The organism is Burkholderia territorii (assembly GCF_001718335.1).
Lineage (GTDB): Bacteria > Pseudomonadota > Gammaproteobacteria > Burkholderiales > Burkholderiaceae > Burkholderia > Burkholderia territorii.
The window spans coordinates 476,211-501,237 of record NZ_CP013366.1 but is presented as its reverse complement, the minus strand read 5'-3'; the positions used below and the strand labels follow the sequence as shown (position 1 = coordinate 501,237).

Below are 25,027 nucleotides of genomic sequence, written 5' to 3'. Positions count from 1 at the left end.
TTCTCCGACCAACCGGTCGGTTAATTAATCGATCCAACCCTTCCCTATGTCCATCAGGCTGCCGTCATGACCCATGCACTGTTCACGAAGCACGAAGACACGCTGAAACACGCCCTCGCCGCCATCGAGAGCCGCGGGTACTGGAGCCCGTTCGCGGAAATGCCGAGCCCCAAAGTGTACGGGGAAAGCGCGAACGCAGATGGCGAAGCGGCGTTCAACGCACACCTCGGCAACACGTTCGCGCTCGACCAGCCGGCCTCCGGCGGAACCGTCGGTGCGGAGCAGTCGCCGTACGGGATCGCGCTGGGCGTCCGCTATCCGAAATCGACGCCCGACGAACTGATTGCCGCAGCCGCCGCTGCCCAGCGCGCATGGCGTGAGGCCGGCCCGAGCGCCTGGATTGGCGTCAGTCTCGAAATCCTCGCACGGCTGAATCGCGCGAGCTTCGAGATCGCCTACAGCGTGATGCACACGACGGGCCAGGCGTTCATGATGGCGTTCCAGGCCGGGGGCCCGCACGCGCAGGATCGAGCGCTCGAAGCGGTCGCCTACGCGTGGGCCGAATTGCGTCGCGTCCCCGCCGATGCACACTGGGAGAAGCCGCAAGGCAAGAACCCGCCGCTCGCGATGCACAAGCGCTATACGATCGTTCCGCGCGGCACCGGCCTCGTGCTCGGCTGCTGCACGTTCCCGACCTGGAACGGCTACCCCGGCCTGTTCGCCGACCTCGCGACCGGCAACACGGTGATCGTCAAACCTCATCCGGGCGCGATCCTGCCGCTCGCGATCACGGTCCGCATCGCGCGCGACGTGCTGCGCGAAGCCGGCTTCGATCCGAACGTCGTTACGCTCCTTGCGACCGAACCGAACGACGGCGCCCTCGTGCAGGACCTCGCGCTGCGCCCTGAAATCAAGCTGATCGACTTCACCGGCAGCACGCAAAACGGCACGTGGCTCGAACGCACTGCGCATCAGGCACAGGTGTATACCGAAAAGGCCGGCGTCAACCAGATCGTGATCGATTCGACCGACGACCTGAAGGCCGCGGCCAAGAACATCGCGTTCTCGCTGGCGCTGTACTCCGGCCAGATGTGCACGGCACCGCAGAACATCTACGTGCCGCGCGACGGCATCCGGACGGCAGACGGCCATGCAAGCTTCGACGAAGTCGCCCAGGCGATCGCCGTCTCCGTGCAGAAACTGACCGGAGACCCGGCTCGCTCGGTCGAGCTGATCGGCGCAATCCAGAACGACGGCGTGGCCGCGCGGATCGACGACGCCCGCAAGCTCGGTCGAGTACTCGCCGACAGCCAGACGCTCCAGCATCCGACGTTCGCCAATGCCCGAGTGCGCACGCCGCTCGTGCTGCAGCTCGACGTGGCCGATCGCGCGAAATTCACGCAGGAGTGGTTCGGCCCGATCTCGTTCGTGATCGCGACCGACTCGACCGCGCAGTCGCTCGATCTCGCCGGCGAAATCGCCGCGGAACATGGCGCGCTGACGCTCTCCGTCTACAGCACCGACGACAAGGTTCTCGACGCCGCGCACGATGCGGCGGTGCGTGGCGGCGTCGCGCTGTCGATCAATCTGACGGGCGGCGTGTTCGTCAACCAGTCGGCGGCATTCTCCGACTTCCACGGCACCGGCGCGAACCCGGCCGCCAATGCGGCGCTCGCCGATCCGGCGTTCGTCGCCAGCCGGTTCCGCGTGGTGCAAAGCCGCGTTCATGTTGCGCCGAAGGCCGTACCCGTGGAAGCCGGCCAGACGGCATAACCCGAATGGCCGACGTGCAAACGCCGTCGCATTCTTTACCATGAACGAATCCGCCAACCGGCGGGTTCGTTGCACATCGACACCTCCATGAACGACGCCTACATCTGCGACGCGATTCGCACACCCATCGGCCGCTACGGCGGCGCCCTGAAAGACGTTCGTGCCGACGATCTCGGCGCGGTGCCGCTCAAGGCGCTGATCGAACGCAACCGCAACGTCGACTGGTCGGCGATCGACGACGTGATCTACGGCTGCGCGAACCAGGCAGGCGAAGACAACCGCAACGTCGCGCGCATGTCCGCATTGCTCGCGGGCCTGCCGACAGCCGTGCCGGGCACGACGCTGAACCGGCTGTGCGGTTCCGGCATGGACGCCGTCGGCACCGCCGCACGCGCGATCAAGGCGGGCGAAGCACGCTTGATGATCGCGGGCGGCGTCGAAAGCATGACGCGCGCGCCGTTCGTGATGGGCAAGGCCACCAGCGCATTCGCGCGCCAGGCCGCCATTTTCGACACGACGATCGGCTGGCGCTTCGTCAATCCGCTGATGAAACAGCAATACGGCGTCGATTCGATGCCCGAGACGGCCGAGAACGTCGCGGACGACTACAACATCAGCCGTGCCGACCAGGATCTGTTCGCGCTGCGCAGCCAGCAGAAGGCTGCGCGCGCGCAGCAGGACGGCACGCTCGCCGACGAAATCGTCCCGGTCACGATTCCGCAGAAGAAGGGCGACGCGCTCGTCGTATCGCGTGACGAGCATCCGCGCGAAACGTCGCTCGAAGCGCTCGCGAAGCTGAAGGGCGTCGTGCGCCCGGACGGATCGGTGACGGCCGGCAACGCGTCGGGCGTCAACGATGGCGCATGCGCGCTGCTGCTCGCCAATGCGGAAGCGGCCGACCAGTACCGGCTGCGCCGCCGCGCACGCGTCGTCGGCATGGCGACCGCCGGCGTCGAACCGCGCGTGATGGGAATCGGCCCGGCGCCGGCCACGCAAAAACTGCTGCGCCAGCTCGGCATGACGATCGACCAGTTCGACGTGATCGAGCTGAACGAAGCGTTCGCGTCGCAGGGTCTCGCGGTGTTGCGCATGCTCGGTATCGCCGACGACGATCCGCGCGTGAACCCGAACGGCGGTGCGATCGCGCTCGGTCACCCGCTCGGCGCATCGGGCGCGCGGCTCGTGACCACGGCGCTTCACCAACTCGAGCGTACGGGCGGCCGCTTTGCGCTCTGTACGATGTGCATCGGCGTCGGCCAGGGCATCGCGATCGCCATCGAGCGCGTGTAACCGACGCGCCGCGCCTATAACGAAGTCATGAAGGAGACACTGCATGTCATATGAGGCGATCCAGCTGGATATCGATCAGACTGCCCGCGTGGCCACGATCACCCTCAACCGTCCGGACAAGCTGAACAGCTTCACGCGGGCGATGCATCGCGAACTGCAGTCTGCCCTCGATGAAGTCGAGACGGCCGGCGCACGTGCGCTGATCCTGACCGGTGCGGGGCGCGGCTTTTGCGCAGGCCAGGACTTGGCCGACCTCGACTTCACGCCCGGCGCGTCCACCGACCTCGGCACGCTGATCGACGAGCATTTCAATCCGCTGATCCGTCGCCTGCAACGCATGCCGATTCCCGTGATCGCCGCCGTCAACGGCACGGCGGCCGGCGCCGGCGCGAATCTCGCACTCGCCTGCGACCTCGTCTTCGCCGCACGCTCGAGCAGCTTCATCCAGGCCTTCGTCAAGATCGGGCTCGTGCCCGATTCGGGCGGAACGTGGTTCCTGCCGCAACGCATCGGCATGGCACGCGCGCTGGGGCTCGCCCTGACCGGCGACAAGCTCGGCGCCGAACAGGCCGAACAATGGGGCTTGATCTGGCGCGCAGTCGACGACGACAAGCTCGCCGCGTCCGCCCGTGAGCTCGCCAGCCAGCTCGCGCAACAACCGACGCTCGCGATCGCGTCGATCAAGCAATCGATGCGCGACAGCGTCACGAATACGCTCGATCAGCAGCTCGACCTCGAGCGCGACCTGCAGCGCAAGCTCGGCCAGTCACACGACTATGCGGAAGGCGTGAAGGCGTTCATCGAGAAGCGCGCGCCGCGCTTCGAGGGGCGTTGACATGACCACGTCCAATGACATGCTCGACCCCGATGCGCTCGCCCGCGCGACTGCACGGGCCATGTACGACGCAGATGCCTGCAGCCGCGCGTTCGGCATGGAAATCGCGGAAGTGCGGGCCGGCTATGCGCGCCTGCAAATGCGCGTCCGGCCGGAATTCCTGAACGGACATCAGACTTGCCACGGCGGCATCATCTTCACGCTCGCCGATTCGACGTTCGCGTTCGCGTGCAACTCGTACAACCTGAATACTGTTGCGGCCGGCTGCTCGATCGAATACCTGCGTCCCGTACACGGCAACGACCTGCTGACGGCCGAAGCGATCGAGCAGACGCGCAGCGGCCGACACGGGATCTACGACATCCGCGTCACGAACCAGACAGGCGAAACGGTCGCGATGTTTCGGGGCAAATCGGCCCAGATCAAGGGCACGGTGCTGCCCGAAGAGCATTGACGTCACGGCTCGCCCATAACAATCACTGGAGACAGGCATGACTACCCCGCTACCGCTCGAGCCGATCGAGACCGCCTCGCGCGACGAGCTGACCGCACTGCAGCTCGAACGCATGAAGTGGTCGCTCCGGCACGCGTACGACCATTCACCCGTCTATCGCCGCAAATTCGACGAAGCGGGCGTACATCCCGACGACCTGAAGACGCTCGCGGATCTTTCACGCTTCCCGTTCACGACCAAGGCCGACCTGCGCGACAGTTACCCGTTCGGAATGTTCGCGGTGCCGCAGGACCAGATCTCGCGCATTCATGCGTCGTCGGGCACGACCGGCAAGCCGACCGTCGTCGGCTATACGGCACGCGACATCGACACGTGGGCCAATCTCGTCGCGCGCTCGATCCGCGCGGCCGGTGCGCGGCGCGGCGACAAGGTTCATGTCAGTTACGGATACGGGCTGTTTACCGGCGGGCTCGGCGCACACTACGGCGCCGAACGCGCGGGGCTGACCGTGATTCCGTTCGGCGGCGGCCAGACCGAAAAGCAGGTGCAGCTGATCCAGGATTTCCGGCCCGACATCATCATGGTGACGCCGAGCTACATGCTGTCGATCGCCGACGAGATCGAGCGCCAGGGCCTCGATCCCGCACAAAGTTCGCTGCGCATCGGCATCTTCGGCGCGGAGCCGTGGACCAACGACATGCGCACGGCCATCGAGCAGCGGATGGGCATCGACGCGGTCGACATCTATGGGTTGTCCGAAGTGATGGGACCCGGCGTTGCATCGGAATGCGTCGAGACCAAGGACGGCCCGACCATCTGGGAAGATTACTTCTATCCGGAGATCATCGATCCCGACACCGGCGAAGTATTGCCTGACGGCGAACTCGGCGAACTGGTGTTCACGTCGTTGACGAAGGAAGCGCTGCCGATCATCCGCTACCGGACGCGCGACCTCACGCGTCTGCTGCCCGGCACCGCCCGCACGATGCGCCGGATGGAAAAGATCACCGGGCGTTCGGACGACATGATGATCGTGCGTGGCGTCAACGTCTTCCCGACGCAGATCGAGGAGCAGCTGCTGAAACAGCGCGCTCTAGCACCGCACTATCAGATCGTGCTGACGAAGGAAGGCCCGCTCGACGTGCTGACACTCAACGTCGAGCCGTGCCCGGAAACGGCACCCGACACGGCGGCGATCCATGCAGCCAGGCAGGCGCTCGCGCACGACATCAAGTCATTGATCGGCGTGACGGCCGTCATCAACGTGTTGCCCGTGAACGGAATCGAACGCTCGGTCGGCAAGGCGCGCCGCGTGATCGACAAGCGCAAGGGCTGATACCCGCCACTGCCCGACCGCCGCGAGCAACAACATCGGCCGCACAAAAAACAGCCCGACCGGCCAACGACACCGGTCGGGCTGCTTCATTTCGAGCGCCGGTCAAACTTGAACACCGGCGCCACTGCACGTCATGAATTCGGGAACAGCAGCCACATCCGGCCGATCTGCTTCATCCGTCCGGCCAGGTCGCCCGCTTCGTCGCCCAGCCCCCAGAAATAGTCGGCCCGCACGCCGCCCTTGATCGCGGAACCCGTGTCCTGTGCGAACACGAGCCGGTTCATCGGCGTATTGGTCAGCGGCCGCGTCGTCTGCAGGAACACGGGCGTACCGAGCGGAATCGACGACGGATCGACCGCGATCGAGCGCTCCGCCGTGAGCGGCACCCCGAGTGCACCGATCGGACCGTCCGCGCCGCCGTGCGGCGCGTCTTCCTTTGTCGGCATGTCGCGGAAAAACACGAATCGCGGATTCGTGTCGAGCAACGCATCGACGCGAGTCGGGTTCGCCTTCGCCCAAGCCTTGATGCCCTGCATCGTCGCCTGCGCGGGCGTCAGCTCGCCGCGATCGAGCAGCCACTTGCCGATCGAGCGATACGGCTGGTTGTTGGTGCCGCCGAAGCCGACCCGCATCACCGAACCGTCGTCGAGAAGCACGCGCCCCGAACCCTGCACCTGCAGAAAGAATGCCTCGATCGGATCGTCGACCCACACGAGTTCGTTGCCGTTCAGGATGCCGGCCCGCTCGAGCTGCGCACGCGGGGGCAGCGCCGCACCGGCGCGATAGCCGGCCGGCCAGCGGTACAGCGCGTACTGGTAAGGACCGCGACGCACGCGCGAGCCGTGCAGCAACGGCTCGTAATAACCGGTCACGAGCCCGTCGAGCGTGCCGTTGGTGTTCGCGAGCTGAAACGGCGTGAAATACGTTTCGAAGAACGCGCGCGCGCTGCTGACGTCGAGCTCGTCGAGGCGGTCGGCGGCAGCGCAGGCACGCTGCCACGCCGGCTGGCGCGCGAGCCGCACGCAGTTCTGCCGCAGCGCGGCCGTCGCACCGATCAGCGAATCGTCCTGCCACCCCGGCACCTGCTGCCACGCGACCGGCGTGAGCCGCTTCGCGGCCACCTGTCCCGGCACGATCGCCGCGCCGGTCGGCGGCTTGAGTGCCGACGTCCGCGTCGGCGCGCCGCCGCACGCGGCAAGCAGCACGGCCGTCGCGGCGGCCGCAACCCAGCCGGCCGCCCGGGGCCCAAACCACATACAATGTCCGTTCTTGATGGAAACCGCCATGTCAGATTTTCTCGACCAATATCCGATGCTCATCTTCGCGCTCGAGGCTTTCGTAGCGCTTGCCCTGCTTGTCTTCATCGTCGTGTGGACGTCGTCCGGCCGGAAGAAGCACGCGCGCGGCAACGACCGCCAGCCACGCTGACCGACAGCGCACGCTCAATGCAGCGTGCGAGGCATGTGCAGCGCGAACTCGTCGACCGGCGCGTCGAACCGCTCGCCGTCCTCCGCCACGCAGAAGTACGCGCCGCGCATCGTGCCGACCGGTGTCGCGATCACGGCCCAGCTCGTGTATTCGAACTGTTCGCCCGGCTGCAGCAGCGGCTGGTGCCCGACGACGCCGAGCCCCTTCACTTCCTGCACGTGATTTTCGCTGTCCGTGATGATCCAGTGGCGCGCGATCAGTTGCGCCGCGACCTGCCCCGTGTTGCGGATGGTCAGCGTGTACGCGAATGCGTATTGACGCCGATCGGGGTCGGATTGTTCCGGCAAGTAGCTGGTTTTCACCGAAACGGTGAACTGATACTGACTCATGGTGTTTCCACTGTAGGTAACCGCCCGCGCCGACTGGAGCGGCTGGGCCGCGGGCGCGCCGCACTGGTTCGGCATTCTATTCGGAATCGGGCCGCAACCGCACGGCCCGTCGCCGCGAACCGGGCTGCCGGACGGTAGAATGGCGGTTTTGCGCCGCAGCGTCCCCGCTCCCCTGTCATGACTCAATTCCGCATCGCTCCCAGCATCCTGTCGGCCGACTTTGCACGGCTCGGCGAAGAAGTCCGCAACGTGGTCGCCGCCGGCGCCGACTGGATTCACTTCGACGTGATGGACAACCATTATGTGCCGAACCTCACGATCGGCCCGCTCGTCTGCGAGGCGATCCGCCCGCACGTGCAGGTGCCGATCGACGTGCATCTGATGGTGCGTCCGGTCGACCGGATCGTGCCCGATTTCGCGAAGGCCGGCGCGAACCTGATCAGCTTCCACCCGGAAGGCTCGGATCACATCGACCGTACGCTGTCGCTGATCCGCGATCACGGCTGCAAGGCCGGCCTCGTGTTCAACCCGGCGACGCCGCTGAACTATCTCGATCACGTGATGGATCGCCTCGACTTCGTGCTGCTGATGTCGGTGAACCCGGGTTTCGGCGGCCAGTCGTTCATTCCGGAAACGCTGAACAAGCTGCGCGAAGCGCGCGCCCGCATCGACGCATACACGGAACGCACCGGCCGCGAAATCCTGCTCGAGGTGGACGGCGGCGTGAAGGCCGACAACATCGCGGAAATCGCGGCGGCCGGTGCGGACACCTTCGTCGCGGGCTCGGCGATCTTCGGCAAGCCCGACTACCGCAAGGTGATCGACGAAATGCGCGCAGCACTCGCCACCGTCGAGCGGAGCTGACGCCGTGGCCGAATCCTCGCTGGCTGGACCGGCATCGGCCGGAGCCGACGGCCCGATCCGTTTCGGGATGCCGCGCATCGACGCGGCGCTGATCGACCTCGACGGCACGATGGTCGACACGGCCGACGATTTCACGGCCGGGCTGAACGGAATGCTCGCGCGGCTGGGCGCACCGGCCACGTCGCGCGACGAGGTGATCGGCTACGTCGGCAAGGGTTCCGAGCATCTGATCCAGAGCGTGCTGAAGCCGCGCTTCACGCCCGATGAGGCGCACGCGCGCTTCGACGACGCGCTCGCGATCTACCAGACCGAATACGCCAAGATCAACGGCCGCCACGCACGCCTCTATCCGGACGTCGCAACCGGCCTCGACGCACTGCGCGCGGCCGGCGTCCGGCTCGCGTGCGTGACGAACAAGCCGCACCGCTTCGCGGTCGAGCTGCTCGAGCAATACGGGCTGATCGATCGCTTCGGCATCGTGCTCGGGGGCGACAGCGTCGCGCGCAAGAAGCCCGATCCGCTGCCGATGCTGACCGCATGCGACGCGCTCGGCGTCGCGCTTGGCGCGGCGGTCGCGATCGGCGACTCGGAAAACGACGCGCTGGCCGGCCGCGCGGCGGGAATGGCGACGCTGACGGTGCCGTACGGCTACAACCACGGCAAAGCTATACAAACGATAAATTCGGATGGTATAGTCGATTCGTTGCTGGTCGCGGCCCGCGCGATTACCGCGCACAACGTCGGCCGGCCAACCATCTGATTATTTCTTCCATCCGCATGTTTCTGAATAAAAAACGGAGTCTGAGCAGCATCGACCGGGGAGCCTGGCCCTGGCGTCGCTGGTCGCGCTAACCTCTTCGATGAGGTACGCTGAGGCACGTCTTCAGCGCCGTTTTTTATCTCGCTGCGCATCCGCGCGCCGATCGTCGCACCACCTCGAGTTCTACCGCGTCCGAATGCTTGCGTTCAGGGCCGGCCGCAGGCTCGCGACGTTCACGCCCGGAGTGCCGGCCGGCAACAGGCACTTCTCGATCGACCGCCCTTTCGCCGACGGCAGCCCGCGCAGCGTCAAGTGATCCCTGGCGCACTCCGCCGCTCGTCCCGAACAGGACCGGAACATGACCGAACTCGAATTCCAATCGCTGGCGAACGAAGGCTACAACCGCATCCCGCTGATCGCGGAAGCGCTCGCCGACCTCGAAACGCCGCTGTCCCTCTACCTGAAGCTGGCCCAGCCTGAACGCGCGGGCGCCAACTCGTTCCTGCTCGAGTCGGTGGTCGGCGGCGAACGCTTCGGCCGCTACTCGTTCATCGGCCTGCCCGCTCGCACGCTGGTGCGCACGCGCAACGGCGTGTCCGAAGTGGTGCGCGACGGCCAGGTCGTCGAGACGCACGACGGCGACCCGTTCGAATTCATCGAGTCGTTCCAGGCGCGCTTCAAGGTCGCGCAGCGTCCGGGCCTGCCGCGCTTCTGCGGCGGCCTCGCCGGCTATTTCGGCTACGACGCGGTGCGCTACATCGAGAAGAAGCTCGCGAATACCGCGCCGCGCGACGATCTCGGCCTGCCGGACATCCAGCTGCTGCTCACCGAGGAAGTCGCGGTGATCGACAACCTTGCCGGCAAGCTCTACCTGATCATCTACGCGGACCCGGCCCAGCCCGAAGCCTATACGAAGGCAAAGCAGCGCCTGCGCGAACTGAAGCAGCGCCTGCGCACGACCGTGCAGCCGCCCGTGACGTCGGCGAGCGTGCGCACCGAAACGTTCCGCGAATTCAAGAAGGAAGACTATCTGGCCGCCGTGCGCCAGGCGAAGGAATACATCGCGGCCGGCGAGCTGATGCAGATCCAGGTCGGCCAGCGGCTGACGAAGCCTTACCGCGACAATCCGCTGTCGCTGTATCGCGCGCTGCGTTCGCTGAATCCGTCGCCGTACATGTATTACTACAACTTCGGCGATTTCCATGTGGTCGGCGCGTCGCCGGAAATCCTCGTGCGCCAGGAAAAGCGCGGCGAAGACCAGATCGTCACGATTCGTCCGCTGGCCGGCACGCGTCCGCGCGGCAACACGCCCGAGCGCGACGCGGAACTCGCGACCGAACTGCTGAACGATCCGAAGGAAATCGCCGAGCACGTGATGCTGATCGACCTCGCGCGCAACGACGTCGGCCGCATCGCGGAGATCGGCTCGGTGCAGGTGACCGACAAGATGGTGATCGAGAAGTACTCGCACGTGCAGCACATCGTCAGCTCGGTCGAAGGCAAGCTGAAGCCCGGCATGACGAACTACGACGTGCTGCGCGCGACGTTCCCGGCCGGCACGCTGTCCGGCGCGCCGAAGGTGCGCGCGATGGAGCTGATCGACGAGCTCGAGCCGATCAAGCGCGGGCTGTACGGCGGTGCGGTGGGCTACCTGTCGTTCTCGGGCGAGATGGATCTCGCGATCGCGATCCGCACCGGCCTGATCCACAACGGCAACCTGTACGTGCAGGCGGCGGCCGGCGTCGTCGCGGACTCGGTGCCCGAATCCGAATGGCAAGAGACCGAGAACAAGGCGCGCGCGGTGCTGCGTGCGGCCGAACAGGTCCAGGACGGCCTCGATAGCGACTTCTGACCGGAGACTGACCATGCTGCTCATGATCGACAACTACGACTCGTTCACCTACAACCTGGTCCAGTACTTCGGCGAACTGGGCGAGGACGTGCGCACGTACCGCAACGATGAAATCACGCTCGACGAGATCGCGCGCCTGGACCCCGACACGATCTGCCTGTCGCCCGGCCCGAGCAACCCGCAGCACGCGGGCATCACGCTCGACGTGCTGCGCGAATTCGCGGGCAAGAAGCCGATCCTCGGCGTGTGCCTCGGCCATCAGGCGATCGGCGAAGCGTTCGGCGGCCGCGTCGTGCGCGCGAAGACCATCATGCACGGCAAGGTGAGCCGGATCGAAACCGACTGCCGCGGCGTGTTCGCCGACCTGCCGAAGCATTTCGACGTCACCCGCTACCATTCGCTCGCGATCGAACGCGAATCGCTGCCCGACTGCCTGGAGGTGTCCGCGTGGACCGACGACGGCGAAATCATGGGCGTGCGTCACAAGACGCTGCCGATCGAGGGCGTGCAGTTCCACCCGGAATCGATCCTCTCCGAGCACGGCCACGCGCTGCTCGAGAATTTCCTGAAGCAGAATCGTGCAACGGCCCGCGCGGCCGCGCAGCCGGCCTGACGGGAGACGCACGATGACGATTACCCCGCAGGAAGCGCTGCAACGCACGATCGAGCACCGCGAGATCTTCCACGACGAAATGCTGCACCTGATGCGGCTCATCATGCGCGGCGACATGTCGCCGGTAATGGCGGCCGCGATCATCACCGGGCTGCGCGTGAAGAAGGAGACGATCGGCGAGATCGCCGCCGCCGCGACCGTGATGCGCGAATTCGCGAACCACGTCGACGTGCAGGACAACTCGAATTTCGTCGACATCGTCGGCACGGGCGGCGACGGCTCGCACACGTTCAACATCTCGACCGCGTCGATGTTCGTCACGGCGGCAGCCGGTGCGAAGGTCGCGAAGCACGGCAACCGCGGCGTGTCGAGCAAGTCGGGCAGCGCGGACGTGCTCGAAGCGCTCGGCGTGAACATCGACCTGCAGCCCGACCAGGTTGCCGCGTCGATCGCCGAAACCGGCATGGGCTTCATGTTCGCGCCGAACCATCATCCGGCGATGAAGAACATCGCGGCCGTGCGCCGCGAGCTCGGCGTGCGGACGATCTTCAACATTCTCGGCCCGCTGACCAATCCGGCCGGCGCGCCGAACCAGCTGATGGGCGTGTTCCACCCTGACCTCGTCGGCATCCAGGTGCGCGTGATGCAGCGCCTCGGCGCGCAGCACGTGCTGGTCGTGTACGGCAAGGACGGAATGGACGAAGTCTCGCTCGGCGCCGCGACGCTCGTCGGCGAATTGCGCGACGGCAAGGTGCACGAATACGAGATCCATCCCGAGGACTTCGGCCTGCAGATGGTGTCGAACCGCACGCTGAAGGTGGAAAATGCCGAGGAATCGCGCACGATGCTGCTCGGCGCGCTGGACAACCAGCCGGGCGTCGCCCGCGAGATCGTCACGCTGAACGCGGGCACCGCGCTCTATGCGGCCAATATCGCCGAATCGATCGCGGACGGCATCCAGCTCGCCCGCGAAGCGATCGCCAGCGGCAAGGCGCGCGCGAAGGTCGACGAACTCGTGCGCTTCACGCAGCAGTTCAAGCGCTGACTCCCCTTTCGAATCAAGCAGGAATCCACATGAGCGACATTCTCGATCGAATCATCGCCGTCAAGCGCGAAGAAGTCGCGGCGGCCATGCGCAGCACGCCGCTCGAGGCACTGAAACTGGAAGCGTCCGCCCGCGACCTGCGCGACTTCGTCGGCGCGCTGCGCGCGAAGCAGGCGGCCGGCAATGCGGCGGTGATCGCCGAAGTGAAGAAGGCAAGCCCGTCGAAGGGCGTGCTGCGCGAACATTTCGTACCGGCCGACATCGCGCGCTCGTATGCGGCCCACGGCGCGGCCTGCCTGTCGGTGCTGACCGACGAGCAATTCTTCCAGGGCAGCGTCCGCTATCTCGAGGAAGCGCGCGCGGCCTGCACGCTGCCGGTGCTGCGCAAGGACTTCATCGTCGACGCGTACCAGATCCTCGAAGCGCGCGCGATGGGCGCCGATGCGATCCTGCTGATCGCGGCCGCGCTCGACACGCCGCTGATGCAGGAACTCGAGGCCTATGCGCACTCGCTCGGCCTCGCGGTGCTGGTCGAAGTTCACGACCGCAACGAGATGGAGCAGGCGCTGACGCTGAAGACGCCGCTGCTCGGCATCAACAACCGCAACCTGCGCACGTTCGAGACGACGATCCAGACCACGCTCGGCATGCTCGACATGATTCCGGCGGACCGCATGGTCGTGACCGAGTCGGGCATCCTGTCGCGTGCCGACGTCGACACGATGCGCGCGGCGAACGTGAACGCGTTCCTCGTCGGCGAGGCGTTCATGCGCGCCGACCAGCCGGGCGAGGAACTCGCGCGGATGTTCTTCTGATGGCGATCGAAAAGGAAATCAAGCTCGCGCTGCCGGCCGGCCAGGCCGATGCGGCGCGACGCTTCTTCGAGACGCTGACCGGCGAACCCGGCCACGACATCACGCTCGCGAACGTCTACTACGACACGCCCGATCTCGCGCTGGCCCGCTCGAAGAGCGCGGTGCGCGTGCGCCGCGCGCCGCAGGGCTGGCTGCAGACGTTCAAGACGGTCGGCAGCGCGGAAGGCGGCCTGCATCGGCGCCATGAATGGGAGCTGCCCGTCGCCGGCGATGCGCTCGAAATCGACGCGCTCGTCACCGCATGCGACGTGCCGGAAGCCGCCATCGCGCTGCGTGATGCGGCGCCCGCGCTGCATGCGCTGTTCCGGACGGATTTTTCGCGTACGCTGTGGCGCATCGCAATCGGCGGCGCGACCGTCGAGGCCGCGGTGGACGTCGGCGAGATCGTCGTCCAGGCGGAAAACGATACGCGCCGCGAACCGATCAGCGAAATCGAACTCGAATTGATCGACGGACCGGAAGCGGCGCTCGCGACACTCGCTGCCGAACTGCAGCAGGCGCTGCCGGGCCTCGCTCCCGAAAACATCAGCAAGGCGCAGCGCGGCTACCGGCTGCGTGCGCAATAAACCCGCATCACGCATGGCAACCCGCAAGACTCTTCGCACGCCTCAACAGGCGTCGCTGTTCGACGATCCCGTGCCGGAAACGGCGCAGGACGACATTTCCGCCCCGGCGCCCGCGCCCGCCGCGGCCGGGCGCAAGCCCGCACGAAAAGCCGCGGCGACCGCCCCGGCGTCTTCCGCGCCGCAGCCGGCAGTCGCGCACCACCCGCAGGTCCCGCATCTTGCCGCGCAGTTCGACGCGCTGCCGGCCGTCTGGCGCGACGTGCTGAAACCCTTCACCGACAGCGACGCATACGCACCGCTGTGCCGCTTCGTCGACGACGAGCGCGCGGCCGGCAAGACGGTCTACCCGACCGACGTGTTCCGCGCGCTGCGCCTGACGAGCCCGGACGACGTGAAGGTCGTGATTCTCGGCCAGGACCCGTACCACGGCGACGATCGCGGCACGCCGCAGGCGCATGGCCTCGCATTTTCAGTGCCGCCGGCCGTGCGCACGCCGCCGTCGCTGCGCAACATCTTCAAGGAAATCGCCGCGAACTTCGGCCACGACACGCCGCGTCACGGCTGCCTCGATAGCTGGGCACGCCAGGGCGTGCTGTTGCTGAACACCGTGCTGACGGTCGAGCGCGGCGCGGCGGCGAGCCACGCAAAGCGCGGCTGGGAGCAGTGCACGGACACGCTGATCCGCGAACTCGCCAACCGCCATCGCGGGCTCGTGTTCATGCTGTGGGGCGCGCATGCGCAGGCCAAGCGCGCACTATTCGATGCGAGCGCGCACTGCGTGCTCGAGGCGCCGCATCCGTCGCCGCTGTCCGCGCACCGCGGCTTCCTCGGTTGCCGTCACTTCGCGCTCGCGAACGACTATCTGGTCGAAGCGGGCCGCGAGCCGATCGACTGGCGCCTGCCGGAAGTCGCCGAAACGCTCGCGTAACCGCCGTTCAGCGTTTCGCGCTCACGTCGGGCTGCACCACGCAAAAACGCCGCGCCTCTTTCGGGGCGCGGCGTTTTTTTTCGGGTGACGCAGCGGGTGCGACTCACCCGCATCGGCGTTACGCGGCAGCGATCGCTTCGCGGGCGCCGGCGAGCGCGGCGCTTTGCGCATCGGGCCCGAGGTTCAGGCCTTCCGCATGGATGAAGCTCACGTCGGTCAAACCGATGAAGCCGAGGAACGTGCGCAGGAACGGCGTCTGGCTGTCGTTCGGCGTGCCGAGGTACTTGCCGCCGCGCGCCGTGACCACGTGAACCTTCTTGCCCTTGATCAGGCCTTCCGGGCCGTTCTCGGTGTAGCGGAACGTGACGCCTGCACGCGCGATCCAGTCGAAATACGTCTTCAGTTGCGACGACACACCGAAGTTGTACATCGGCGCGCCGATCACGATGATGTCGGCGGCCTGCAGTTCGGCGATCAGTGCATCGCTCTTCGCGACGATCGCATTCTGTTCCGCGCTGCGCTGGTCGGCCGGCGTGAAGAATGCGCCGAGCACCGATTCGTCGAGGTGCGGCAGCGCGTCGGCCAGCAGATCGCGAACCACGACCTTCGCGCCCGGGTTCGATTGTTGCAGCTTTGCCGTCAGCTCGTTGGCCAGCAGCGTGGATTGCGCACCTTGCGAGCGCGCCGCGGAATTGATTTGCAGAATGGTCGTCATGTCAGGCTCCGGTTTGGTTGCGCTTCGGTAGCGCGAGTGACGCCATTGTGCGTGGCCGCATGATCGCGAAAAAGCGGGTTCCGGGCGACGGATTGTTGCAACAGCAGAACGATCGTCGATCGAGCCCCGAAACCCGCCCGTGCATGCTCAGCCCTTCAGCCAGGCTTCGCGGGCCTTGTGCGCGGCAGCCGGCTTCGCGGCCGCCGTGAGCCGGTAGCGCGCGACTTCCGGCCCGTCGAGCTTCAGTTTCGCGGTCCGCAGCTCGTCGCGGCGGAATGCGTGCACCTCGACCTTGTCGCCCGGGCGGTAGCGCGCGAGCAGCGTGTCGAGATTCGTGCCGGTGACGCGCAGCCCGTCGAGCGCGATCAGCGTGTCGCCGGCCGACAGCCCCGCACGGTGCGCGCCGCCGCCTTCGTACACCGCCGCCAGCGTGCAGTCCGCGCCACCGCGCAGGCGCGCGCCGATCGTCGGCTTCGCGGCAGCGCCAGGTGCGACTTCGGGCGCGAGCGTCACGCCGAACGGCGCGAGCAGCTCGGCGAGCGGCAGGTCGCGCGTGCCGTGCACGGCGTCGGCGAACAACCGGCCCAGCGCGACGCCCGTCGCTTCCTCGATCAGCGCCTCGACCTCGTCTTCCTCGACGCCCGCCTGCTTGCCGCGATAGAACTCGCGTCCGTAGCGTTGCCACAGCAAGCGCATCACGTCGTCGAGCGACTTGCGGTTGCGCGTCTGTGCCCGAATCGCGAGATCGAACGCGAGCGCGACGAGCGAACCCTTCGTGTAGTAGCTGACGATCGCGTTGGTCGCGTTCTCGTCCTGACGGTAGTACTTGATCCACGCGTCGAACGAGCTTTCCGCGACGCTCTGCTTCAGCCGCCCGGTGCCGCGCAGCACGCCGCCGATGGTGCGGCCGAGCGCCGCGAAATATTCGTCCTGCGACATCAGCCCGCAGCGCACGAGCATCAGGTCGTCGTAGTACGACGTGAAGCCCTCGAACAGCCACAACAGCGACGTGTAGTTTTCGCGCGCGAGGTCGTACGGCACGAACGCGGCCGGCTTGATGCGCTTCACGTTCCACGTATGGAAATACTCGTGGCTGCACAGGCCGAGGTACGTGCGATAGCCTTCCGTCGTTTCCGGCCGGCCCTTCACCGGCAGGTCGGTGCGGTTGCAGATCAGCGCGGTCGACGCACGATGCTCGAGACCGCCGTAGCCGTCGCTGACGGCGAGCGTCATGAACACGTAGCGGTCCATCGGCGCTTTCTTCGATTTCGGCTCGAACAGCGCGATCTGCGCCTCGCATACGCGCTTCAGATCGGCGCGCAGGCGTTCCATGTCGAGCTGCGTCACGCGCCCGGCGATCACGATGTCGTGCGGCACGCCGTGCGCGTCGAACGTCGCCAGCGCGAATTCGCCGATCGTCACCGGATGATCGGCGAGTTCGTCGTAGTTCGATGCCCGATATGCACCGAAGCCGTAGCGCCTCGTGCCGCGCCCCTCGGGCAGCGACGTGCCGACGCGCCACGTGCGGAACGCCGCGCCCGCCGGCTTCGCGATGTCGACTTCGCACGGCGCATCCTCGCGGCCGGCGACGCTCAGGAACACGGCCGTGGCATTGAAGAAGCCGCCCGATTCGTCGAGATACGCGGAGCGGACCGACAGGTCCCACGCGTACACGTCGTAGCGCAGCGTCAGCGCGCCGCTCACCGGCGCGGCGCGCCACGTGTTCTTGTCCGTTTTCGCGATCCGCACCTTGCGGCCGGCGTCGTTGAACGCGGCGAGCGTCACGATGTTGCGCGCGAACTCGCGCACGAGGTAGCTGCCCGGAATCCACACCGGCAGCGAGAAGTGCTGGCCTTCGGGATCGGGATCGGCGACCGTCACCGACACTTCGAACAGGTGCGCGGCAAGATCTTTCGGGGCAATCGAGTAACGGATCGGCTGGGTCATCGCGGAAATGGGTAGAAAATCGGACGAAACGTGGACGAAATGCGGCGAGCGGAAACGAAGAGAGGCGCCGGCTGATGTCGCGGGCGCCCCTCGCTGACCGGGCCATGCGGCCCGGCGTGCCGGTCGGTTACTTGCTCGACGCGAGCGCCTGGTTCAGCTGGTCGGCCGACACCGCGCCCGGCAGGCGACGGCCATCGGGCAGGAAGATCGTCGGCGTGCCCGTGACGTTCATCCCGCGGCCGAGCGCGAGGTTCTTGTCGAGCGCGGTCGTGTCGCAGGTGCCGGCGCCGGTCGGCGCGCGATGGTCGAGCATCCAGCCCTCCCAGCTTTTCGCGCGGTCGGTCGCGCACCAGATCGCCTTCGACTTCGCGGTCGAATCGGGCGACAGCACCGGATACAGGAACGTGTAGACGGTCACGTTGTCGATCGACTGCAGCGTCGTCTCGAGGCGCTTGCAGTACGGGCAGTTCGGATCGGAGAACACCGCGATCTTGCGTGCGCCGTTGCCCTTGACGACCTTGATCGCGTTCGCGAACGGCAGGCTCGCGAAGTCGATCTTGTTGAGGTCGGACAGGCGCGCGTCGGTCAGGTTCTTGTGCGTCTTGGTGTCGACGAGATCGCCGAGCAGCACGTAGTCGCCGGCGGCATCGCTATAGATGATCTGGGAGCCGAGGTTCACTTCGTAGAGGCCCGCGACCGGCGATTTCGACACGCTCTTGATCGGCGCGTCGTTGCCGAGGCGCGCTTGCAGCGTGGCTTTCAGCTTGTCGGTGGTCTGGTCGGCCTGCGCGGTGCAGCCGAGCGTCGCCATCGCGACGGCCAGCGCCAGCGATGCGATGCGGATCGTTTTTTTCATCCTGTAGTTCCTTCAGCTCAATCGGAGTGCACGTCACAGTGTACGCCGTAACGCAGCCCTGTCCGACAGGCCGAAGGCGCGAAGGTTCGATCAGCCGAGCGCGGCCGACACGAGCCAGCGCTTCACGAGCGGTTGCGCGCCGACGAACGCCATGCCCGCGTTGCGCACCGCCTTCGCCAACGAGCCAGGCACCGCGAACAGCCGCTGCAGCCCGTCGGTCGCGACCATCAATGCGCGGATGTCCTCGCGGCGCGAACGCTCGTAGCGGCGCAGCAGCACCGTGTCGCCGAGATTGCGGAAGCTCTCCTTGTTCGCGATCGCATCGGCGAGCGCCGCGACGTCGCGCAGCCCGAGATTCATCCCCTGCCCCGCGAGCGGGTGAATCAGGTGCGCCGCATCGCCGACGAGCGCGACACGCGGCGCGATCAGCTTGTCGACGGTCTGCAGCGCGAGCGGGAAGCCGGCCGCCGGTGTCACGCATTCGAGCGTGCCGACCTGGCCGTGCGACACGCGCTCGACTTCGGCCGCGAGCTGCGCGGGATCGAGCGCGAGGAGTTCGTCCGCGTGTGCGGTGTGCGCGGACCATACGAGCGACACGTGCCCGTCCGGCAGCGGCAGCAACGCGATGATCTCGCCTTCGTGGAACCACTGGCAGGCCGTCTCGCGGTGCGGCAGCGACGCCTTGAAGTTCGCGACGACGCCAGTCTGCCGGTAATCGCGCCGTTCGACCCTGGCCCCCATTTGAGAGCGCACCCACGAATGCGCGCCGTCCGCGCCGACCACGAGATCCGCTTCGAGCACCTGGCCGGACGACAGCGTGAGCACGGCCGCGTCGTGGCGCACGTCGAAGCCCTGCGCGCGCGCATCGAACCACGTGAGGTTCGGCTGGAATCGCAGCGCTGCATCGAGCGACGTCTCGATCAGCGACGATTCGGCGATCCACGCCAGTTGCGGCACGGACGCCTGGTATGCGGAAAAATGCAGTTCCGCGTGCGCATCGCCGTACACGCGCATGTCGTAGACCGGCGCGAGCCGCGCGTGGTCGAGCGCCTGCCAGACTCGCAGCCGCTCCAGCAATGCCTGCGAGCTCGACGACAACGCGTAGATGCGCGTGTCGAACGCGAGATCGGCGGGGCGCGGCGTGGCCGGCTGGGCGAGCAAGGCGGTCTTGTAGCCGGACTGGGTCAGCGCGAGCGCGGCCGTCTTGCCGACGAGCCCGCCGCCGACCACGGCGACGTCGAAGGTGTGGTGGGCAGTCATGGCGGGCATTATAGCCGCGGGGCCAATCCCTTACGCGGCCGGACTTTGCGGGAAATCAGCAGAATCGCAGACCGCGCCGGCAGCGCGGCGGCCCGTCGCATCGGGCATTCGGGGGAAGGCCGGAAACCGGGGCATCGGCACGGTACAATAACGCCTCTGAACGTCGGTCCGGCGCGCCTGCAGCGCTGGCCGTCCCTATTTTCCCGCGCTGCCGTGCCGTGGCCGGCCGCGCCGCCTTACCCGTCCGAAGGATTCCATGAGTCTCAAATGCGGCATCGTCGGCTTGCCCAACGTCGGCAAGTCCACTCTGTTCAATGCGCTGACCAAGGCCGGCATCGCCGCCGAGAACTACCCGTTCTGCACGATCGAGCCGAACGTCGGCATCGTCGAAGTGCCCGACGCGCGCCTGAAGGCGCTCGCCGAGATCATTCACCCCGAGCGCATCGTGCCGGCCGTCGTCGAATTCGTCGACATCGCGGGCCTCGTCGCGGGCGCGAGCAAGGGTGAAGGCCTCGGCAACCAGTTCCTCGCGAACATCCGCGAAACCGACGCGATCACGCACGTCGTGCGCTGCTTCGAGGACGACAACGTCATCCACGTCGCCGGCAAGGTCAGCCCGATCGACGACATCGAAGTGATCAACACCGAACTCGCGCTCGCCGACCTCGGCACCGTCGAGAAGGCGCTCACGCGCTACTCGAAAGCCGCGAAGTCGGGCAACGACAAGGAAGCGGTGAAGCTGGCCGCGGTGCTCGAAAAGGTGCGCGCGCATCTCGACCAGGGCAAGGCCGTGCGCGGCCTCGATCTGTCGGACGACGAGCAGGCGCTGCTCAAGCCGTTCTGCCTGATTACCGCGAAGCCGGCGATGTATGTCGCGAACGTGAAGGACGACGGCTTCGAGAACAACCCGCACCTCGAAGCGGTGCGCAAGTACGCGGAAAGCGAGAATTCGCCGGTGGTCGCGGTGTGCGCGGCGATCGAAGCGGAAATCGCCGATCTCGACGATGCGGACAAGGAAGCATTCCTCGCCGACATGGGCATGGAAGAGCCGGGCCTCGACCGCGTGATCCGCGCGGGCTTCAAGCTGCTCGGCCTGCAGACCTACTTCACCGCGGGCGTGAAGGAAGTGCGGGCGTGGACGATCCACATCGGCGACACGGCGCCGCAAGCAGCAGGCGTCATCCATACCGACTTCGAGCGCGGCTTCATTCGCGCGCAGACGATCGCATTCGACGATTTCATCGCGTACAAGGGCGAACAGGGCGCGAAGGAAGCCGGCAAGATGCGCGCCGAAGGCAAGGAATATGTCGTGCAGGACGGCGACGTGATGAACTTCCTGTTCAACGTCTGATACGTGCAATGCCGATGCCGTGCAATGCCGATGCCGTGCGATACGCTCGGCGTCGCTTGATGCGCATTCGGCATCAAAAACAAATGGGCCGATCGGCGAATGTCGATCGGCCCATTTTTCATTCACGGACTTGCCTGTCGGCCAAAGACGGGCACGCCGCCCGCCTTCTGATCGTCACGTCATCACGTCGCCGACACCCGCCGCCCCGCGCCTGCCCGCGCGTCGCGACCGCGCTTGTTCAGCCACGAAGCAAACAGCACGAGCAGCGCAAGCACGGCCGTCGCCGCCACTTCCATCCGGTGCTCCTCGCTCACGAACATCACGGTCAGCGTACCGCAGATGAACAGGATCACCGCCCATGTGAGCCACGGGAACAGCCACATCCGCAGCGTCAGGTCCGCGCCGCTCGATTCGAGCGTCTTGCGCATGCGCAGCTGCGAGATCGCGATCACCAGATACACCAGCAGCGCGATCGCGCCCGAGGTCGCCAACAGGAAGCCGAACACCTGCTCCGGCATCAGGTAGTTCGCGATCACGGTCAGGAAACCGAATGCGGTCGACGCGAGCACGGCCGCTCGCGGCGTGCCCGTCGAATCGGTGCCGTGCAGGAACGCGGGCGCATCCTTGCGCTTCGACAGCGAGAACAGCATCCGCGACGCGGTGTAGAGCGCGGAGTTCAGGCAGCTCGCGACCGACACGAGCACGATCACGTCGATGATGGCCTTCGCGTTCGGCACCCCGATCAGTTCCATCGCGCGCTGATACGAGCCGTGCTTCGGCAGCAGCGGATCGTTCCACGGCACGATGGCCGCGACGACGAGGATCGAGCCGAGATAGAACAGCGTGATACGCCAGATGACGGAGTTGGTCGCACGCACGATCTGGCGTTGCGGATTGTCCGACTCGGCGGCCGCGATCGTCACGATCTCGGTGCCGAGGAACGAGAACATCGTCGTCAGCATCGCGGCGAGCACCGCGCCGGCGCCGTTCGGCATGAAGCCCTGGTGCGCGAACAGGTTCGACACGCCCGAGACGGCCGGCGCGGGCACGATACCGACGATCGCCGCGCCGCCGATGCACAGGAACACGACGATCGCGACCACCTTGATCAGCGCGAACCAGAACTCGAATTCGCCGTAGTTCTTCACCGAGAAGAGGTTGGTGATCGTCAGCAGCAACGTGATGCCGAGCGCGAAGATCCAGGTTGCGATGCCCGGGAACCACGCGTTGAGAATGGTGGCGGCGGCGGTCGCCTCGATCGGGATCACGAGCACCCAGAACCACCAGTACAGCCAGCCGATGGTGAAGCCGGCCCAGTGGCCGATCGCGCGATCGGCATAAGTCGAGAACGAACCGCTGTCCGGATGCGCGACGGCCATCTCGCCGAGCATGCGCATCACCAGCACGACCAGGACGCCCGCGATCGCATACGCGAGGATCGAAGCCGGGCCGGCCTCCGCGATCGCGTGGCCGGAGCCGACGAACAAGCCGGCGCCGATGACGCCGGCAATCGACATCATCGTCACGTGACGCTGCTTCAGACCCGTGCCGAGGCCTGTCTTGCTTCCACTCATGTGTCTCTCTCCAAAAAACGGTTCCGATATGACCGGGTGTCGCGTGAAGGCGGCGCGGGAGTTGTCGTTGTTGGATCCGGCAGCCAGTCGCGCATGCGCGGCATGCGGGCAGACAGCGGATCGGGCCTGTTACGGTCGGTGCGCGCCGCAGTCTGCGAAGCTGCGGGTGCGATGCGGCACACGGGGCGCCGGCGCATCGCGTGCGCCCTTTTCCGTCGGCTGTCGGTCAGCCGCCTTCGAAGCGAAGGAGTGTAAGCATCAAACGGTTCGCGACTAAGAACCAATTGAAGAATTTCGATGGAACCACTTGTTGCATCGACGCGGATCGATGCAACGCATGGTCCGGTTTCGGGGTTCGCTTGCGGGGTGCCGGAGCGGGCCCCGCGTGGCGAGACATGCACCGCGACCTCGCGACGGATGCATTCCGCCAAAGCTGGTGCGCGCCGCGCGCGTGCCGAGCCGGATGCTCAGTTCGCGCCGCCCGGCCCCGCGTCGCGCCATTTGGCCGGCACGATCGCGCGCCATTCTCGCAGAAGCAGGTTTTTCACGGCGTCGGGATGCGCGGCCGACAAGCGCACCAGCACGATCGGCCAGCCCGCATAGTGGTCGGTCACGTAATACACGTCGGGCTCCGATTCGATCAGCCACGCGCGCTCGTCGGGGCCGACGCCCTTCACGACGAGCGTGTCGCCGTCCTCACGCAGGCGCGCGAGCATCTTGCCCTTCACCTTGAATGCGGGCGTGCCGTACGACGTGCCTTCCTCGACACCCCGCCATGCCAGCACGATCTGCCGAACTTCGTCGAATGTCACGATGCGCCTCCGCCGGTCGATGATCGATGTCGCGGCCACCGTAGCGGAAATCGCGGATGACGCCTGGCCGGGCGACGGATCCCTAGCGGCCGGCCGCGCGTGCCGCAACCGGCGCGCGGCCGGTGGTGGCAACGATCGCGAACGCGATCGCATTCGCGGCGGCACTGGCCAGGATCGGCATGAGATAGCCGCCACCCGCGTCGTAGACGAAACCGGCGGCGGCAGGCCCGACCAGCGTGCCGAACGCGACGCTCGTGTACAGGATGCCGATGATCGCGCTCACGTTGCGGCCGCCGAAGTAGTCCATCACGACGGCCGGCAAGACGGCGACCCAGCCGCCGTAAAACACGCCGAATACGAGTGCGAACGCGGCGAGCGTCGCGACGCTTCCGGCACCGGCCCACGCGACGAGCGCGGCCGCCATGCCGGCGAACATCGCGAGCAGCGATGCGCGGCGGCCGAAGCGGTCGGCGAGGCCACCGAGGAAGAAGCGCCCTGCCGTGCTGCCGACGCCGATCGCGCCGAGCAGCAGCACGGCCGTCGACTGCGCAACGCCGTGATCGAGCGCGTACGGTACGAGATGCACGAACGGCACGAATACGCCGAACGAGCAGACGAGGCATGCCGCATACAGGCTCGCGAACGGCCGCGACGTCACGGCTTCGCGCACCGTCGCGCCGGCCGGCACCGATGAAGTGTTACCCGGCTGTCCGTCGCCCGATTTTGCACGTGCCACATCGCCATCGGGCAGTAATCCACGCCCGCGCGGATCGTTCTCGATCAGCAGCGACATGCCGGCGCCCACCACCACCGCGATCGCCGCGAGCGCGACGTACGCGCCGCGCCAGCCGGCGTGCGCGATCAGCGCGGAGGCGAGCGGCGGCATCACGAGCGTGCCGACGCCGATCCCCGCCACCGCGAGCCCCGACGCGAGGCCACGGCGCCGCACGAACCAGCGTTGCACGGCCCCGACGGCCGGCACATACGCGCAGCCGACGCCCAAGCCGACACCGAGCCCGTACGCGACATAGACCTGCAGCAGCGTATGCGCGGCACCGGCCGCCGCGAGGCCCGCGGCGGTCAGCAACATGCCCGCGACGGCGAGCCGCCGGGAGCCGAAGCGATCGGCAAGCGGGCCGCTGACGATGCCGAAGCCGAAATACAGGAAGCCGGCGAGCGAGAACACGAGCGAGATCTGCCCGCGCGACGCGGCGAAATCCCGCTGCAGCGATTCGACGAACGCGCTGAACGTATATGCGCTGCCGAAGCCGACGAACGTGACGGCGAACGCGGCCGCCACCACGTACCAGCCGTAGAAGACGCGCGATGCGCGCGGGCCGTTCATGACGATCCTCCTCTCAGGTTCCGCCGGACACCGCATGGCGCCCGGATTGCCTCATGGATATAGTTGAACTATGTTGATTGCACCGCCACCGCAAAACACGATGACGACGCTACGATCCAATGCAACAACGGTACTCGTGCATGCTCGTCGCCTCAAACG

General features: G+C 66.7%; 24 protein-coding genes. 15 read left to right on the top strand and 9 right to left on the bottom strand.

Annotated features, from left to right (window positions below; all coding sequences use genetic code 11):
* Window positions 1–66 precede the first annotated feature (66 nt).
* From paaN to paaK, 5 genes are all read left to right on the top strand, one after another.
* Window positions 67–1,773 (top strand): phenylacetic acid degradation protein PaaN, encoded by a 1,707-nt coding sequence (gene paaN / locus WS51_RS13065; protein WP_069229289.1) that lies wholly within the window; start codon window positions 67–69, stop codon window positions 1,771–1,773.
* An 87-nt stretch (window positions 1,774–1,860) separates the two neighbouring features.
* On the top strand, window positions 1,861–3,063 hold the full coding sequence (gene pcaF / locus WS51_RS13060; RefSeq protein ID WP_069229288.1) for a 3-oxoadipyl-CoA thiolase: 1,203 nt from the start codon (window positions 1,861–1,863) through the stop codon (window positions 3,061–3,063).
* A gap of 43 nt (window positions 3,064–3,106) precedes the next feature.
* The gene (gene paaG, locus WS51_RS13055; protein ID WP_059771565.1) at window positions 3,107–3,898 is read left to right on the top strand and encodes a 2-(1,2-epoxy-1,2-dihydrophenyl)acetyl-CoA isomerase PaaG; all 792 of its coding nucleotides are present in this window, start codon (window positions 3,107–3,109) and stop codon (window positions 3,896–3,898) included.
* Window position 3,899: 1 nt separating this feature from the next.
* Window positions 3,900–4,352 carry a hydroxyphenylacetyl-CoA thioesterase PaaI gene (gene paaI / locus WS51_RS13050; RefSeq protein ID WP_059545100.1) on the top strand — a complete coding sequence of 151 codons (453 nt, stop codon included), beginning with the start codon at window positions 3,900–3,902 and terminating at the stop codon, window positions 4,350–4,352.
* 37 nt (window positions 4,353–4,389) lie between these two features.
* On the top strand, window positions 4,390–5,688 hold the full coding sequence (gene paaK, locus WS51_RS13045; protein WP_059504731.1) for a phenylacetate--CoA ligase PaaK: 1,299 nt from the start codon (window positions 4,390–4,392) through the stop codon (window positions 5,686–5,688).
* A 131-nt stretch (window positions 5,689–5,819) separates the two neighbouring features.
* On the opposite strand, the gene mltA is transcribed toward paaK, so the two are convergent.
* Window positions 5,820–6,944 (bottom strand): murein transglycosylase A, encoded by a 1,125-nt coding sequence (gene mltA / locus WS51_RS13040; RefSeq protein ID WP_236872380.1) that lies wholly within the window; start codon window positions 6,942–6,944, stop codon window positions 5,820–5,822.
* Window positions 6,945–6,972: 28 nt separating this feature from the next.
* Between mltA and WS51_RS32865 the strand changes: the two genes are divergently transcribed.
* Entirely contained in the window at window positions 6,973–7,116 is a 144-nt protein-coding gene (locus WS51_RS32865; protein WP_230938212.1) for a hypothetical protein, read from the top strand.
* A 14-nt stretch (window positions 7,117–7,130) separates the two neighbouring features.
* Here WS51_RS32865 and apaG read toward each other — a convergent pair whose 3' ends face one another.
* Entirely contained in the window at window positions 7,131–7,505 is a 375-nt protein-coding gene (gene apaG / locus WS51_RS13035) for a Co2+/Mg2+ efflux protein ApaG (protein WP_057924835.1), read from the bottom strand.
* Between the two features lie 177 nt (window positions 7,506–7,682).
* Between apaG and rpe the strand changes: the two genes are divergently transcribed.
* From rpe to WS51_RS12995, 8 genes are all read left to right on the top strand, one after another.
* A complete protein-coding gene (rpe, locus tag WS51_RS13030; protein ID WP_006482066.1) occupies window positions 7,683–8,369 on the top strand; it encodes a ribulose-phosphate 3-epimerase in 687 nt (228 codons plus the stop codon).
* Window positions 8,370–8,373: 4 nt separating this feature from the next.
* Window positions 8,374–9,129, top strand: a complete 756-nt coding sequence (gene gph / locus WS51_RS13025) for a phosphoglycolate phosphatase (RefSeq protein WP_069229287.1) — start codon at window positions 8,374–8,376, stop codon at window positions 9,127–9,129.
* A 358-nt stretch (window positions 9,130–9,487) separates the two neighbouring features.
* Window positions 9,488–10,981: an anthranilate synthase component I gene (gene trpE, locus WS51_RS13020; RefSeq protein WP_059449739.1), complete on the top strand. Its 1,494-nt coding sequence runs from the start codon at window positions 9,488–9,490 to the stop codon at window positions 10,979–10,981.
* Between the two features lie 13 nt (window positions 10,982–10,994).
* Window positions 10,995–11,594 (top strand): aminodeoxychorismate/anthranilate synthase component II, encoded by a 600-nt coding sequence (locus tag WS51_RS13015; RefSeq protein WP_059791448.1) that lies wholly within the window; start codon window positions 10,995–10,997, stop codon window positions 11,592–11,594.
* A gap of 13 nt (window positions 11,595–11,607) precedes the next feature.
* Complete coding sequence (trpD, locus tag WS51_RS13010; protein ID WP_059545097.1) at window positions 11,608–12,639, top strand: anthranilate phosphoribosyltransferase; 1,032 nt, start codon at window positions 11,608–11,610, stop codon at window positions 12,637–12,639.
* A 29-nt stretch (window positions 12,640–12,668) separates the two neighbouring features.
* On the top strand, window positions 12,669–13,454 hold the full coding sequence (gene trpC / locus WS51_RS13005) for an indole-3-glycerol phosphate synthase TrpC (RefSeq protein ID WP_059449742.1): 786 nt from the start codon (window positions 12,669–12,671) through the stop codon (window positions 13,452–13,454).
* A complete protein-coding gene (locus tag WS51_RS13000) occupies window positions 13,454–14,080 on the top strand; it encodes a CYTH domain-containing protein (protein WP_069229286.1) in 627 nt (208 codons plus the stop codon). The genes trpC and WS51_RS13000 overlap by 1 nt, the downstream gene beginning before the upstream one ends.
* A gap of 13 nt (window positions 14,081–14,093) precedes the next feature.
* Complete coding sequence (locus WS51_RS12995; protein WP_059504720.1) at window positions 14,094–15,008, top strand: uracil-DNA glycosylase; 915 nt, start codon at window positions 14,094–14,096, stop codon at window positions 15,006–15,008.
* Window positions 15,009–15,126: 118 nt separating this feature from the next.
* Here WS51_RS12995 and WS51_RS12990 read toward each other — a convergent pair whose 3' ends face one another.
* The 4 genes from WS51_RS12990 to WS51_RS12975 all read right to left on the bottom strand — a co-directional run bounded on the left by WS51_RS12990 (window position 15,127) and on the right by WS51_RS12975 (window position 19,795).
* On the bottom strand, window positions 15,127–15,723 hold the full coding sequence (locus WS51_RS12990) for an FMN-dependent NADH-azoreductase (RefSeq protein ID WP_059449745.1): 597 nt from the start codon (window positions 15,721–15,723) through the stop codon (window positions 15,127–15,129).
* A gap of 147 nt (window positions 15,724–15,870) precedes the next feature.
* Window positions 15,871–17,670: a M61 family metallopeptidase gene (locus tag WS51_RS12985; RefSeq protein ID WP_059944746.1), complete on the bottom strand. Its 1,800-nt coding sequence runs from the start codon at window positions 17,668–17,670 to the stop codon at window positions 15,871–15,873.
* Window positions 17,671–17,797: 127 nt separating this feature from the next.
* The gene (locus WS51_RS12980) at window positions 17,798–18,526 is read right to left on the bottom strand and encodes a DsbC family protein (protein ID WP_059449747.1); all 729 of its coding nucleotides are present in this window, start codon (window positions 18,524–18,526) and stop codon (window positions 17,798–17,800) included.
* A 90-nt stretch (window positions 18,527–18,616) separates the two neighbouring features.
* Window positions 18,617–19,795, bottom strand: coding sequence for a UbiH/UbiF family hydroxylase (locus WS51_RS12975; RefSeq protein WP_059504716.1), 1,179 nt, complete (start codon window positions 19,793–19,795; stop codon window positions 18,617–18,619).
* 247 nt (window positions 19,796–20,042) lie between these two features.
* Between WS51_RS12975 and ychF the strand changes: the two genes are divergently transcribed.
* Window positions 20,043–21,137, top strand: coding sequence for a redox-regulated ATPase YchF (ychF, locus tag WS51_RS12970; RefSeq protein ID WP_059504714.1), 1,095 nt, complete (start codon window positions 20,043–20,045; stop codon window positions 21,135–21,137).
* A gap of 182 nt (window positions 21,138–21,319) precedes the next feature.
* Here ychF and gabP read toward each other — a convergent pair whose 3' ends face one another.
* The 3 genes from gabP to WS51_RS12955 all read right to left on the bottom strand — a co-directional run bounded on the left by gabP (window position 21,320) and on the right by WS51_RS12955 (window position 24,868).
* Window positions 21,320–22,711, bottom strand: coding sequence for a GABA permease (gene gabP / locus WS51_RS12965; RefSeq protein WP_059545088.1), 1,392 nt, complete (start codon window positions 22,709–22,711; stop codon window positions 21,320–21,322).
* Window positions 22,712–23,178: 467 nt separating this feature from the next.
* The gene (locus WS51_RS12960) at window positions 23,179–23,523 is read right to left on the bottom strand and encodes an MmcQ/YjbR family DNA-binding protein (protein WP_059449848.1); all 345 of its coding nucleotides are present in this window, start codon (window positions 23,521–23,523) and stop codon (window positions 23,179–23,181) included.
* An 82-nt stretch (window positions 23,524–23,605) separates the two neighbouring features.
* Entirely contained in the window at window positions 23,606–24,868 is a 1,263-nt protein-coding gene (locus WS51_RS12955) for an MFS transporter (RefSeq protein WP_069229285.1), read from the bottom strand.
* Window positions 24,869–25,027 lie beyond the last annotated feature (159 nt).